Below are 13,107 nucleotides of genomic sequence, written 5' to 3'. Positions count from 1 at the left end.
AATAAATGTCATTTTTTACAAAAAAACTTGGAATAGATTTAGGGACAGCAAATACCCTCGTGTACCTTCCTGGAAAGGGAGTTGTTTTAAACGAACCTTCAGTTGTTGCTGTTTCTGAACAAGAAAACAAAATTTTGGCTGTTGGTATTGAAGCAAAAGATATGATTGGTAAAACTCCAGATAGCATTATTGCTTATCGACCAATGAGAGATGGTGTGATTGCTGATTATCGCGTGACCGAAGCGATGCTTCGTTATTATATTGGTAAGGCGATGGGGAAGTTTAGTATTTTTAAACCAGAGGTGATGGTTTCTGTTCCTGCGGGGGTAACGTCAACAGAACGTCGTGCTGTCGTGGAGGCTGCAATTAAAGCTGGGGCAAAAAACGCCTATGTTGTGAAGGAACCAATTTTGGCGGCAATCGGCGCAGGTATTCCAATTCATGAACCTCGAGGGCATATGGTTGTTGATATTGGTGGTGGTACGACAGACGTTGCTGTTATTTCGCTCGGTGGGATTGTTGCATCAAACTCTGTGAAGTGCGCAGGCAATCGTATTGATGCTGCAATTACGGATTACATTAAAAAAACTTTTAACTTGGCTATCGGAGACAAGACAGCAGAAGATATAAAAATTCAGATTGGTTCGGCAACGCCAATGGACGAAGAATTGACGATGACCATCAAAGGTCGCGATTTCATCGCAGGACTTCCACGTACTGCACAAATTTCAACAAATGAAATCGTTAAGGCGATAGATAAAGAACTAAGACAGATGATAAAAGCGATTAAAGACGTTCTTCAGGATACTCCACCAGAGCTCTCGGCGGATATTATAGATAATGGAATAATCATGACCGGAGGAACCTCTATGCTTCGTAATTTTCCAGAACTTGTTTTTCGTCGCACTGGAGTTAAGGCGACTATGGCCGAGGACCCATTGTATTGTGTGGCGAAGGGGACTGGAATCGCACTTGAGCACCTCGATGTTTACAAAAAGTCGATAATCGCGAAGCGATAGTTTTTACAAGGCTTAATCTTGTAAATTAAAATGAAAACAATTTTTGAGACATATAAAGGTAGTGGTAACTTACACCACGCTTATTTGATTGAGGGAGAAACCACCTTGGTGCCAGAACTTGTTTCAGAAATTGAAAAAGCCTTTGGACTTGTAAGTCAGGCTAATCCTGATTTTTTTATTGCTCATTACGAAACGCTTGGAATAGACGAAGGGCGAGAACTTAAGCGCAAGCAGTCCGAAAAATCACTTGGCGGTGATTATAAAATTTTTGTAGTTTCGGCTTTGAGCTTTACTCGTGAGGCTCAAAATTCTCTCCTTAAAGTTTTTGAAGAACCAACAGCAGGAACTCATTTTTTTATTGTTCTTAAAGATGCGCGGGCAATACTTCCAACGCTACGTTCACGAATGGTTGTGGTTTTGGGAGGGGAAACATTAGACGAGGCGGGTGAAATACAGGAGATTGCCAATGAGTTTTTAAAGAAGGAACCAACAGAGAGGCTCCAAATGCCGTTCATAAAAAAACTTATAGCAGACAAAGACCGAGAGCGCACTTCTCTTTTTATGGACGCACTTCAAGAGGTTTTAAGTAAAAAAATTAATGGAAAGACAACACCAGAAGAAGTGGCAACCCTTGAGACGGTAATAAAATTCCGCGGTTATTTGCGAGACCGCTCGCCATCAATAAAAATGATTGTGGAATATTTGGCAATTACGCTCTAGCGCTTAAAAGTTTGAATTCATTAAAAAATACCATATACTACACATCAATATGGCTTACAGTTTTCAGCAATTTAAAGATGAACTTAAGAAAGTAGACGAGTGGTTACTCCACGAATTTACTTCGCTTCATACTGGTCGAGCAGCCCCAGCTATTTTAGACGGTGTCTTGGTTGAGGCTTATGGCGCTCGTACCCCGATAGTTCACTTGGCAACAGTTTCGATTGAAGACCCACGTACTTTACGTATTGCGCCATGGGACAAAGCTCATGTTAAAGAAATAGAACGTGCTATCTCCTCGGCAAATCTTGGACTCTCTGTTTCAACAGACGACGAAGGTCTTAGGGTTTCTTTCCCTCAACTTTCTTCTGAGCGTCGCGAGATGTTAATAAAATTATCAAAGAGCAAACTAGAAGAAGCTCGTATTTCTGTGCGAACAGAAAGAGAGAAAGTTTGGTCCGATATTCAAGCTCAAGAACGTGACGGCTTAATAACAGAGGATGAAAAATTTAGATACAAAGATGAGCTTCAAAAGTTTGTAGATGAGGCTAATTCTAGACTTGAAGAATTTACACAACGCAAAGAGAAAGATATCTTAAGTTAATACATGTCAATTATTCTTTTTCTTATAATTCTTTTCGTCCTCATTTTGGTGCATGAGTTTGGGCATTTTATAACAGCAAAATGGGCAAAAATTCGCGTTGATGAATTTGCTATTGGTTTTCCTCCAAAGATTTTTTCGTGGAAGAGAGGAGAAACACAATACAGCCTAAATCTTTTGCCGTTTGGAGGTTTCGTTAAAATTTTTGGTGAGAATCCGGCAGAATTTGAAGACGAGGTGAAAGAAAGTAAGGAGGACTTGTCACGAAGTTTTGGTGCTCAGCCAAAGTGGGTTCAAAGCGGAGTTTTGCTTGCCGGTATATTTTTTAACGCCCTTTTGGCGTGGGTACTTTTTTCCACAAGCTATATGGTTGGGTTGCCAACATCCGCCCAGTCAGTATTTGCCGAAGGCTTACGTGATACAAAATTGGTGGTGCTCGATGTTTCAAAAGGTTCTCCTGCGAATGTGGCAGGGCTGGAAGCAGGGGATCAAATCTTATCTGTTGAAGTTGAGGCGGAAAAATTAGCACAATTAAAACCAGATAATTTTAGAAAGTTTGTTCAGGAGCATAAGGGCGAGTCTATTGATATTAGTTTTTCTCGTGCCGGTGTGACAAACGACATTTCTGTTACTCCTGCTAGTGTTCCTGGTGGCACTTATGCTGTTGGTGTTGTTATTGATGAAATTGGAATTATAAAACTCTCGCCAACTGAAGCTATTTGGCAAGGGCTCAAGACGACAGGTTCACTTTCGTATCTTACTATCGCATCGCTCGGGGATTTGGTTGGTGGAATGTTTAATGGTAAATCTGAAATATCGTCACTCACTGGTCCGGTTGGAATTGTTGGGATGGTAGGGGAGGCAAGTAAGTTTGGTTTTGCTTACTTGCTTTCTTTTACCGCTTTGATTTCTGTTAACCTTGCAATCTTGAACCTTCTTCCATTTCCAGCGTTAGACGGCGGACGATTCTTTTTTGTGATTATCGAATGGATTAAGGGTTCGCCAATAAAACCGATAGTAGCCAATACTGTTAATCTTATCGGTTTTGCAATTTTGATTATTTTGATGCTCGTTGTGACGTATCACGATATTGCAAGATTGATTGGGTAAATGAAAAATCGCCCGCATATAGCGGGCGATTGAAAAACTGGCGGAACTTACTCGAAGACGAAGGACGTTATCCGTATTCTCTCCCCACGCTGTTCGGTCATTTTGACGACCTGGAAATTGGTTGGTAGATTGAGACGTTCTTCTGCCCATGCGAGTAAAACCTTGCCGTCCTCACCGCCACTTGTTGCACGAAGTACGTACAGATGTTCTCCGGCTTCACGGTGAGAGTTCAGACACGCGAGAACTTTGTAGTAGCCCCCGACCTTCATGAAAAGATGAAGGTTCCCGTCTTCGTCGATGAGCGGGAGTGGGTGGCTGAATTTTTCCCGCATTCCACGCTCGGTCAGAAAAGACGCCCACGCTACGCCTACCCAAAAGGTGACGAAAGCGGTTATTACCAGAAACAAAAGCGTTTTGCTTTCGGTGGCGGTTGCAATCATCGCACCAATAAACAGAGCGATGGTGGTTAGTATTGCCAGTATCTTAAAGTCAAGTTTGGTCAAGATATTCTCCTTATTCAGTTTTGTGACAGAACCAGCTAGATTATTTCTGTTTCGAACTTTACGTCATTTACCTCGTTTTGTCAATTTTTTCTTTTTCTTAAAAAAGTAGTGTAAGATAGCACTATGTTGCAATCAAAACTCTTTACAAAACCACGAAAGGAAGCGCCTGCCGATGAGGTGTCTAAAAACGCGGAGCTTCTCATAAGAGCTGGTTTTGTCGATAAATTACAAGCTGGTGTCTATACATACCTACCACTTGGTTTACGTGTTTTAAAAAAGATTGAAAATATAATCCGCGAGGAAATGAACAAGGCAGAAGGCGTTGAAATTTTGATGCCATCGCTTCATCCGAAAGAAAATTGGGAGACAACTGGTCGCTGGGAGACAATGGACGATCTTTATAAAGTGTCCGATAGTTCTGGGCGTGAGAATGCTCTCGGTCCGACGCACGAAGAGGTCGTCGTTCCGTTGGTGAAAAAATTTGTTTCTTCATATCGCGATCTTCCAGTTTATCTTTATCAAATTCAAAATAAATTTCGTATGGAGTTGCGCGCGAAGTCTGGTATTTTGCGCGGGCGCGAATTCATAATGAAAGATTTGTACTCCTTCCACAAAGACGAAGAAGATTTGAAAAAGTACTATGAAGTTATGAAGACTTCATACGAAAATATCTTTAAGCGTGCAGGCATTGGCGAAAATACATATTTTACTTTTGCTTCGGGTGGTAGCTTTTCTAGATATTCCCACGAATTTCAGACAATCGCAGTGGCGGGGGAAGATACTATTCATATTTGCGACAATTGCCGCATCGCTGTTAACGAGGAAATAATTGCCGACCAGAGCACTTGCCCCAAGTGTGGAGAATCTGATTTGCGTAAAGAAAAGGCGATTGAAGTTGGAAACATTTTTGAACTTAAGACAAAATATTCCAAACCTTTCAATCTTGTATACAAAGATGAAGATGGTAGCGACAAAGATGTGATCATGGGTTGTTATGGTATTGGGCTAGGAAGATTAATGGGGACCGTGGTTGAAGTTACTTCCGACGATAAGGGAATGGTTTGGCCAGAAGAGATTGCCCCTTTCAAAGTGCACCTACTTGAGCTTGCTAGTTCTGATGCAGAGGTTTCTAAAAAAGCGAAGGAGGTTTATGAAATGTTGAACAGTGCAGGGATTGAAACTCTTCATGATGACCGTGGAGATAAAACTGCGGGAGAAAAATTTGCAGATGCGGATTTGATTGGAATCCCATATCGAGTGTTGGTATCAGAAAAAAGTTTGAAGGCTGGGGGAGTTGAAGTAAAAAAGCGTACAGAAAAAGATTCCAGTATTGTGGCAATCGATAAGATAATCGCAGAACTTTCCTAAATAATTAAATGAAACCATTCGACAAAATTTACTCAGTTTTCTCAAACGATATCGGTATTGATCTTGGTACTGCAAATACGCTTGTTTATCTGAAAGGGCACGGCATTGTTATCAACGAACCGTCTGTTGTCGCTGTTAATCAAAAAACGGGACAAGTTGTTGCTGTCGGTATGGAAGCAAAGCAAATGTTGGGACGTACGCCAGGGCATATCAAGGCCATTCGTCCATTGGTTGATGGAGTTATATCTGACTTTGAAGTGACAGAGGAGATGATTGCTTATCTAATCAACAAAGCTGACCGTATTGCAAAAAAACCAATTCGCCCTCGCGTTGTTGTGGGTGTGCCTTCCGGTATTACCAACGTGGAGATTCGCGCGGTTTATGATGCAACCAGGAACGCTGGCGCTCGCGAAGTGCACATTGTTGAGGAACCAATGGCTGCAGCGATTGGAATTCGTCTTCCTGTTAAAGATCCTGTTGGTTCAATGATTATTGATATTGGTGGTGGAACAACAGACATTGCCGTCATTTCTCTTGGTGGTATTGTTGCTTCGAAAAATCTGAAAATTGCCGGAGATAGATTGAATGAAGATATTATTTCGTATTTGCGTGATGAGTTTAAAATATTGATAGGGGAGAAAACAGCTGAAGGCGTAAAGATTGCAATTGGTTCTGTTTTCGATACAGGAGAGACAATTGAGTCATCAATAAAAGGACGAGACTTGATAACAGGATTACCTCGCGAAGTTATAGTCACCGACGCTGACATTAGAGAAGCGATTTCCGCATCCATTGGTAATTTGATGGATTCAGTTAAAGAGGTGCTTGAACGAACACCACCCGAAGTTACATCCGATATTATGAATCGTGGTATCGTCTTGGTTGGAGGAGGAGCTCTTATTCAAGGACTTGCCCCATACCTCAATAGCGTTTTGAAGATTCCAGTTTATATTTCTGACGATCCTCTTTCGGCTGTAGCGAGAGGAACTGGAATTATTTTGGAAGACCTTGTTTTCCATCAGGATATTCTTATTGAAAAACAAGATGATTTACCACCGAGATAAAAAGAAAAATTATTTTAAAGTATTTGTTCCTGTGATTGCCCTCACTCTCATTGTGGTGTCTGGTGTTTATGCGAAAGGGTTTGTTGCACAGCTTGGAAATAGCACTCAAAATTCTTTGGCTTTGGTTTCTGAAGGAAAGGACGGTGTTGCTAGTTTCTTTTCTGGTTTTTGGTCAGCAATACAGTTTAAGAATTCACTTTCTCAAGAAAATACACGCCTAAAAGCAGAACATGTTGGCTTTGCTCTTCTTTCTCTTGAGCGAGATAGATTGGCACAGGAAAACACAGAACTCAAGGATATTCTTGGGAGAAAATCTGAAAAAAGATCAGTACTCGCTGCAATAATTGCAAAACCAAATCGTTCTCCGTATGACACCATGGTCCTTGATGTTGGGGTTGATAGTGGAATAGTTAATGGAGCTCAGGTTTTGACATATGGAGGTACGGTTGTTGGCGAAGTTTTTAATGTTGGTGACGCCACTTCCAAAGTTGAAATGTTTTCTTCACCAGGAAAGATAACTGCAGGGCTAATATCTGAAGGCAATATAAGCGTCTCTTTACGTGGTTTAGGAAACGGCAATTTTGAAGCTACTCTTCCGAGGGATGTTAATGTTCCTGTTGATGCACAAGTTGTTTCTTTAGGACTCAACCCATTTTTGATTGCTACGGTTGGTGCAGTTGTGAATGATCCACGAAGCCCTTTTCAGGTTATCTTGCTGAAGACCCCGTTTAATATGCAGGAATTAAAACTTGTTGAGGTACTAATCAATTGAAATGAATAACGAAAAGTCTTTTTCATTTATTTTAGGAGTTCGAATCTTGTTTTTTGCGATTCTTGTTTCCAGTATATTTTTTGCGCCATGGTGGTGTAGTTTTGTTTTATACATTGCTGGATTATTTTTATTTGAAAAATACTTCGAGGGAATTTTTGCATTATTATTAATTGACCTTCTTTATGGCATACCAGAGGAAAAGTTTTACAATTTCCCCTTGGTCTCCACTCTTTTTGCTACTGTTTTTTACTTTGTGATTTCTTGGCTTAAGCGTCGTCTCTCTTTCTATTAAAATTAAAAGAATGATATTTAGAAGAAATAAAAGAAATTCAATAATCTCAAAAAACTTCGACCCCGATGAGATTTTTCTAGATTCTGCGAACCGTCCCGGGTTTGATACTCATCACATGGAAGGAAGAATTGAAAAGCCAATTTCTAGGGGGAGTATTTTTTTGATTGGAGGGTTTTTTGCGTTGGTTGGTTTGATTTTCGTTGGTCGTGTTTGGTGGTTCCAAGTTGCTCTCGGGGAAGAATACGCTCGAACAAGTGAGCGCAATCACCTCAAACACATCCCGATTTTTTCAGTGAGGGGGGTTATTTATGATCGAAATAAAACTGAATTGGCTTGGAATACGATTGGGGAAAATGATTTGTTTCCAAAACGTAGCTATTCTACTGCGCCCGGTCTTGCTCATCTTGTTGGTTACGTAAGTCATCCCAAACTAGATTCCAGTGGTAACTTTTGGCAAACAGAAATAACCGGCCAGCAGGGTGCAGAAAGAGAATTTGATGAAATGTTGCGTGGCGAAAATGGGGTCAGATTGGTTGAGTCAGATGTGACGGGAAAATTAAAATCAGAAGTGTCACAGAGGCTTCCTGTTGATGGAGGAAACGTGACGCTTTCTGTTGACGCACGTGTTTCTGCGAAGCTTTACGAGAGTATGGAGGCTCTTTCAAATCAGGTTGGTTTTACGGGCGGGGCGGGGGTTATCATAGATGTTAATAATGGAGAGATACTCGCACTTACTAGTTATCCAGAATATAACTCCCAAATACTTTCAAACGGAGATGAGACTCGCATCATAAATGCGCTTCTTTCAAATAAAAATAAACCATTTCTAAACCGCGTGACAGCGGGGTTGTATACTCCGGGGTCAACCGTAAAACCGTTTCTTGCTGCAGGTGCTCTAGAAAAAAAGATAATTGACCCAAACAAGCAGATTTATTCTTCTGGCTCCATCTCTATCCCAAATCCGTATTTTCCAGACAAACCATCTATTTTTAAGGACTGGAGGGCAAATGGATGGACAGATGTAAGGCGAGCCCTCGCTGTCTCGAGTGACGTTTATTTTTATGCTATCGGCGGTGGATATGCGGACCAAAAAGGATTGGGTGTTGTGGAGATTGGAAACATAATGCGAGCTTTTGGCTTTGGCGAGAAAATTGGTATTAACTTTGCGACAGAGGTTGCAGGAACCATTCCTAGCCCAGAGTGGAAAGAAAAAAATTTCGATGGTGCAAAATGGCTTTTAGGCGACACGTATCATACTTCGATTGGGCAATATGGTTCTCAGGTTTCGCCACTTCAATTAGTGCGCGCTATAGCTGCAGTTGCAAACGGGGGGAAACTTTATACCCCACATATAACAACAGGAGAACAGAATCTTCCAACGAAAGTTGTTTCTATTTCCGCTGATAATTTTAGGATTATACGAGAGGGGATGAAGTTGGCTGTTGATGAGGGTACCGCAAAAGGTCTTCAGATGGGTGGTGTTTCTGTTGGGGCAAAGACCGGTACTGCAGAGCTCGGCGCACAGAAACAGTTTGTTAACTCTTGGATTACTGGATTTTTCCCATACGAAAATCCACGCTATGCTTTTGTTGTGGTGATGGAGAGAGGGCCTCATGAAAATACAATCGGAGGGCTTTATGTTATGCGTCAGGTTCTTGAGTGGATGACAGTTAATACTCCGGAGTATTTTAAATAGGGAATTTGGTTAGTGGATAGTTTCTATTGTGTTTAAATGAACTAATTTTACTAATCTAGCTATTTCTTTTGTAGTTTTACTGTTTGTTGCTTTCGGGTCACTTTTTCGCTACAATACCGCAACTATTAAATTATGGAATATCAATTAAGTAAACAAAAAATTGAGGAATTATCGGCTGAGGTCTTGTTCTTGAAAGGGACAAAACGCAAAGAAATTGCGGAACAACTTGAATATGCAAAGTCTCTTGGAGACCTTTCGGAAAATGCAGAATACCTTCAAGCCCGCGAAGATCAGGCCAAAACAGAAGAGCGCATAGCTCAGATTGAGGAAATACTAAAGTCAGCTGTTGTTATTGAAAAACACCACAGCAATATGGTGGAAGTTGGTTCAACTGTTCACGTTAAAAAATCAGGAAGTTCTGTAACTCAAAAATTTGAGGTTGTTGGTTCTGAGGAAGCAGATATGTCTGTTGGTAAGATTTCAAATATGTCTCCTCTCGGAATAGCGCTTTTTGGTAAGAAAAAAGGAGAAGTTGTTAAGTTCAAAACTCCAGGAGGAGTCACTCAATACGAAATCGTAGATATAGAATAAGATTTTTTTCGAGATACTATCGAAAGACACACATAAAACTTTGCTAAGTTTTTGCTATGCTCGTGCCGTCGCACTGCGCAATGTCTTTCTATAGTATCTCTGGGGTATCAGGAATACAATAGACTTTGGTTTTTTTCGAGATACCACTGAAAGTGTTACTTGTATTTAAATCTCGTTTAAGTCGTGCCTAACTTCACCAGATGCGGTCATAATACCAATGGCGTTGGACAGTAACTTTCTTTTAAGATTTAAGGCGTTAAATTCCTCCTCACTCAAATCTCCATCTGGGTTCCAAACCCATAAAGTTAAATATTCTCCTTTATCCCTTTTGTTTAAAGAGATTAATTCATTGTAAATTTTAGGTGTTAATAACTTTGCGCTCTCTCGTCCCTCGGAAGAGAGAATAGACTCGGCTTCGCTAAATAGTATAGACAAATCAGCTATCCTTTCTGAGGGATTTTTCACCTCATTTTCATTTGGTTGTGGGTTGAATTTTTCTGACATATATTAAATTGTAGCAGGCTCATCTGTGTTTTCCTAAAATCCAAGCGAGTTGTATTTTTGAATTCAATATCACCAAAATACCCCTCAAAAAACATTGCGCAGTGCGACGCTCAATTGCGATATGTGAAGCAATTGAGAGACGGAGCCTGACGAGGCGAGTCGGGGCCGAGCTAATTTCTAGCAAGAAATTATGCGTGGCACGAGAATATGATTTAGGCGAAATCATGTCGCACGACCGTCCATTGACGCGCGACTTTTACAGCAGGGGCGGACATGTGTGTTTTTTAATGCAAAAGCTTAATAATAAATAATTATAAAAAAATCATTATGATTTTCGTTTTTTTATTAAAAACGGTATAATTGGCCAATTATGGCTTCACTTGAAGAGATTCGAAACGAAAGGTTAAAAAAGCTCGCGGTCTTGAAGGAGATGGGCGTTTTGCCTTACCCAATCGTTTCAAACGTAGATGCCACACTTCTTGAGGCGGTTACTCAATTTTCTAAATTATCCAAGCGCAAGAAACCATTGTCTTTGGTTGGGCGTATTATGTCTGTGCGGGGACAGGGTGCGCTAATATTTTTTGATTTAAACGACGGCACAGGAGTGTTTCAGGGGCTTCTTAAAAAGGGAGAAATAGAAGACGCAGTCTTTGAGCTTTTTAGAGATACTGTTGATATAGGAGATTTTGTCGAAGTATCTGGAAATTTATTTGTAACGAAACGAAAAGAAAAAACAATTCTTGTCACCAACTGGAGAATGCTTTCAAAGAGTTTACGTCCGCTTCCTGACAAGTGGCATGGATTACAGGATGTTGAGGAAAGATTCCGTCGTCGTTATCTCGACACATTAATGGCACCAGAAATTCGTGATCGTTTTATTGTTCGCTCAACGGTTATAAGTGAAATTCGTCTAGCGCTTAATGAGAATGGATTTCTTGAGGTAGAAACACCACTTCTCCAACCACTTGCAGGCGGAGCAACCGCCGAGCCTTTTTCAACTCACCACAATGCGCTAGATATTGATTTGTTTTTGCGTATCGCGCCAGAACTATATTTGAAACAACTTTTGGTTGGAGGGTTCAGAAAAGTTTTTGAACTTGGGCGTAATTTTAGAAACGAGGGGATTGATGTCACTCATAACCCCGAGTTTACGATGCTTGAATTTTATGAGGCATATAGTGATGCCAAGAAGGCGATGAAGTTTGTTGAAGCGCTTGTAAGACGCGTTGCAAAGAAAGTTGTGAAGAAAGGGCAAGTAGAACACGGGGAAGAAATAATTGATTTCGGAAAACCATTCAGTGTTATTTCTTATTCTGATTTGCTAAAGCGACACGCCCTTATCCCTGATTTGATAGTGGCAACAAAAGATGAATTATCCTTAAAAGCAAAACAACTTGGTATTGATGTTGCTCCTTCGGACGCAAAAGAAAAAATTATCGACAATATTTATAAAAAAACCTGTCGACCAAAACTAATTCAACCAACATTCATTGTTGATTATCCTGTAGAATTTTCTCCTTTCGCAAAACGAAAAGAAGACAATCAGAATTTTATTGATAGATTCCAACTTGTTGTCGGAGGATTTGAAGTTGTTAATGCTTTTTCTGAGCTCAACGATCCAAGTGACCAGCGTGAAAGATATGTTGAACAAGACAAAAAGAAGCGTGCTGGAGAAGGGGAAGTTTCTCCATCGGACGAGAGCTACCTTGAGTCAATGGAATACGGAATGCCACCAGCTGCTGGAGTTGGAATTGGAATTGATAGACTAGTAATGATTCTGACAAATACGAAAAATATTAAAGAGGTTATTTTGTTCCCAACGATGCGACCGAGAGAATAAAACAATAAATGAGATTATTACTTACCTCTAGTGGGTTAAAAAATGAGCACATAGCAAAAGCTCTCGAAGAGCTTGTTGGTAAACCACTAGCAGAAGTATCTATTCTTTTTGTCCCAACAGCAGCAAACCCTGGAATAGATGATAAGGGTTGGGTTATAGAAAATTTAAAAGATTTTCAGAAATATAGTTTTAAATCAATTGACATCATCGACGTTGCTTTACCGGCAGGGGTTTGGGAACCTCACTTTTTGGCGGCAGACATAATTTGCTTTGGTGGAGGAAATGAAAAATATCTATCGAGAATAATTAAAGAAAATAAAATAAGAGAATTTCTTTTACCGTTACTTAATACAAAAGTGTACATGGGAATAAGCGCAGGGAGCATGGTTGCTGGGCACTTTTTGTCAGAAGATTTAAATAGTGAAATATTTCCAGAAGAGGACTATGGTGGCGAAGAGGGAACTCCAATGGGATTGTATGATTTTGCTTTTATACCACACCTTAATTCTGAGTGGTTTAAACACGTAAGAAAAGAATTTTTAAATAATATAGAGAAAACAAGGTTTAATGTTTTAGTGTATGCCACCGACGATGAGACAGCAATTAAAATAGATGGCTCTAGGTTAGAAATTGTTGGAAGGGGTGATTATTGGACGCTCGATAAATAGAGATTTTAGTTAATTAGAAAAGAAAATAACCACTTGGAGGCGAAGCCTCTAAATACCTACTTGCGTGTTTTATTTTTTCGTGTTAATATAACGCAGTCGAATCGGGATTTTATTGTCAGGATAACCTTTTAGAAAAACTACTATGGATGTTATTTTAAACGAAGGAACAGAAGAGACGACAGAAACTGTCGTTGTTGCAGACGAAGGTACAGTTGCTGAAGCTTCTTCAACAGAAGAAACCACAGAGGCTGTTGATTTAGCGTAAATCAAATAATTTCCCCAAGATCACTCATCTTTTAAGACCGGCGATTTTAGGGAAATATATTATCAACAAAAAACCACCTTGGCGTAAATGCTAGGGT

At 40.2% G+C, this 13,107-nt stretch carries 15 protein-coding genes; 13 read left to right on the top strand and 2 right to left on the bottom strand.

The features are described 5' to 3' along the window. Positions 1-5 precede the first annotated feature (5 nt). From WC724_01600 to rseP, 4 genes are read left to right on the top strand one after another with little or no spacing between them, the layout of a single operon-like run. On the top strand, positions 6-1,019 hold the full coding sequence (locus WC724_01600) for a rod shape-determining protein (protein MFA6077694.1): 1,014 nt from the start codon (positions 6-8) through the stop codon (positions 1,017-1,019). A gap of 30 nt (positions 1,020-1,049) precedes the next feature. Next, positions 1,050-1,739 (top strand): hypothetical protein, encoded by a 690-nt coding sequence (locus WC724_01595; protein ID MFA6077693.1) that lies wholly within the window; start codon positions 1,050-1,052, stop codon positions 1,737-1,739. A gap of 49 nt (positions 1,740-1,788) precedes the next feature. Further along, entirely contained in the window at positions 1,789-2,340 is a 552-nt protein-coding gene (gene frr / locus WC724_01590) for a ribosome recycling factor (protein MFA6077692.1), read from the top strand. Positions 2,341-2,343: 3 nt separating this feature from the next. Then, complete coding sequence (rseP, locus tag WC724_01585; GenBank protein MFA6077691.1) at positions 2,344-3,447, top strand: RIP metalloprotease RseP; 1,104 nt, start codon at positions 2,344-2,346, stop codon at positions 3,445-3,447. A 47-nt stretch (positions 3,448-3,494) separates the two neighbouring features. Here the strand turns inward: rseP and WC724_01580 are convergent, their stop codons facing one another. Further along, positions 3,495-3,950, bottom strand: coding sequence for a hypothetical protein (locus WC724_01580; GenBank protein ID MFA6077690.1), 456 nt, complete (start codon positions 3,948-3,950; stop codon positions 3,495-3,497). Between the two features lie 123 nt (positions 3,951-4,073). On the opposite strand from WC724_01580, the gene WC724_01575 reads away from it, so the two are divergent. From WC724_01575 to greA, 6 genes are all read left to right on the top strand, one after another. Further along, a complete protein-coding gene (locus WC724_01575) occupies positions 4,074-5,318 on the top strand; it encodes an aminoacyl--tRNA ligase-related protein (GenBank protein ID MFA6077689.1) in 1,245 nt (414 codons plus the stop codon). 8 nt (positions 5,319-5,326) lie between these two features. After that, complete coding sequence (locus WC724_01570; protein ID MFA6077688.1) at positions 5,327-6,382, top strand: rod shape-determining protein; 1,056 nt, start codon at positions 5,327-5,329, stop codon at positions 6,380-6,382. Continuing rightward, positions 6,363-7,154, top strand: a complete 792-nt coding sequence (gene mreC / locus WC724_01565) for a rod shape-determining protein MreC (GenBank protein MFA6077687.1) — start codon at positions 6,363-6,365, stop codon at positions 7,152-7,154. The genes WC724_01570 and mreC overlap by 20 nt, the downstream gene beginning before the upstream one ends. A gap of 1 nt (position 7,155) precedes the next feature. After that, a complete protein-coding gene (locus tag WC724_01560; protein ID MFA6077686.1) occupies positions 7,156-7,446 on the top strand; it encodes a hypothetical protein in 291 nt (96 codons plus the stop codon). 10 nt (positions 7,447-7,456) lie between these two features. Next, complete coding sequence (locus WC724_01555; protein MFA6077685.1) at positions 7,457-9,142, top strand: penicillin-binding transpeptidase domain-containing protein; 1,686 nt, start codon at positions 7,457-7,459, stop codon at positions 9,140-9,142. Positions 9,143-9,274: 132 nt separating this feature from the next. Beyond that, a complete protein-coding gene (gene greA, locus WC724_01550; GenBank protein MFA6077684.1) occupies positions 9,275-9,733 on the top strand; it encodes a transcription elongation factor GreA in 459 nt (152 codons plus the stop codon). A 165-nt stretch (positions 9,734-9,898) separates the two neighbouring features. Here greA and WC724_01545 read toward each other — a convergent pair whose 3' ends face one another. Further along, entirely contained in the window at positions 9,899-10,237 is a 339-nt protein-coding gene (locus WC724_01545; protein MFA6077683.1) for a hypothetical protein, read from the bottom strand. Positions 10,238-10,607: 370 nt separating this feature from the next. On the opposite strand from WC724_01545, the gene lysS reads away from it, so the two are divergent. The 3 genes from lysS to WC724_01530 all read left to right on the top strand — a co-directional run bounded on the left by lysS (position 10,608) and on the right by WC724_01530 (position 13,010). Next, positions 10,608-12,077, top strand: a complete 1,470-nt coding sequence (gene lysS, locus WC724_01540) for a lysine--tRNA ligase (GenBank protein ID MFA6077682.1) — start codon at positions 10,608-10,610, stop codon at positions 12,075-12,077. Positions 12,078-12,085: 8 nt separating this feature from the next. Continuing rightward, positions 12,086-12,745 carry a Type 1 glutamine amidotransferase-like domain-containing protein gene (locus WC724_01535; protein MFA6077681.1) on the top strand — a complete coding sequence of 220 codons (660 nt, stop codon included), beginning with the start codon at positions 12,086-12,088 and terminating at the stop codon, positions 12,743-12,745. Between the two features lie 142 nt (positions 12,746-12,887). Next, positions 12,888-13,010, top strand: coding sequence for a hypothetical protein (locus tag WC724_01530; protein MFA6077680.1), 123 nt, complete (start codon positions 12,888-12,890; stop codon positions 13,008-13,010). Positions 13,011-13,107: the final 97 nt, after the last annotated feature.

The organism is Candidatus Paceibacterota bacterium (assembly GCA_041661305.1).
In the GTDB taxonomy this organism is placed as follows: Bacteria; Patescibacteriota; Minisyncoccia; order Phycocordibacterales; family VMEP01; genus VMEP01.
The sequence above is the reverse complement of the archived record's forward strand: the minus strand, read 5'-3'. Positions and strand labels throughout refer to the sequence as shown.

Bases quoted from the DNA above. Each gene is read 5' to 3' on its own strand.
- WC724_01545 (MFA6077683.1), bottom strand. From the start codon at position 10,237: ATGTCAGAAAAATTCAACCCACAACCAAATGAAAATGAGGTGAAAAAT.
- rseP (MFA6077691.1), top strand. From the start codon at position 2,344: ATGTCAATTATTCTTTTTCTTATAATTCTTTTCGTCCTCATTTTGGTG.
- WC724_01530 (MFA6077680.1), top strand. From the start codon at position 12,888: ATGGATGTTATTTTAAACGAAGGAACAGAAGAGACGACAGAAACTGTC.
- greA (MFA6077684.1), top strand. From the start codon at position 9,275: ATGGAATATCAATTAAGTAAACAAAAAATTGAGGAATTATCGGCTGAG.
- lysS (MFA6077682.1), top strand. From the start codon at position 10,608: ATGGCTTCACTTGAAGAGATTCGAAACGAAAGGTTAAAAAAGCTCGCG.
- frr (MFA6077692.1), top strand. From the start codon at position 1,789: ATGGCTTACAGTTTTCAGCAATTTAAAGATGAACTTAAGAAAGTAGAC.
- WC724_01555 (MFA6077685.1), top strand. From the start codon at position 7,457: ATGATATTTAGAAGAAATAAAAGAAATTCAATAATCTCAAAAAACTTC.
- WC724_01575 (MFA6077689.1), top strand. From the start codon at position 4,074: ATGTTGCAATCAAAACTCTTTACAAAACCACGAAAGGAAGCGCCTGCC.
- WC724_01600 (MFA6077694.1), top strand. From the start codon at position 6: ATGTCATTTTTTACAAAAAAACTTGGAATAGATTTAGGGACAGCAAAT.
- mreC (MFA6077687.1), top strand. From the start codon at position 6,363: ATGATTTACCACCGAGATAAAAAGAAAAATTATTTTAAAGTATTTGTT.
- WC724_01595 (MFA6077693.1), top strand. From the start codon at position 1,050: ATGAAAACAATTTTTGAGACATATAAAGGTAGTGGTAACTTACACCAC.
- WC724_01570 (MFA6077688.1), top strand. From the start codon at position 5,327: ATGAAACCATTCGACAAAATTTACTCAGTTTTCTCAAACGATATCGGT.
- WC724_01535 (MFA6077681.1), top strand. From the start codon at position 12,086: ATGAGATTATTACTTACCTCTAGTGGGTTAAAAAATGAGCACATAGCA.
- WC724_01560 (MFA6077686.1), top strand. From the start codon at position 7,156: ATGAATAACGAAAAGTCTTTTTCATTTATTTTAGGAGTTCGAATCTTG.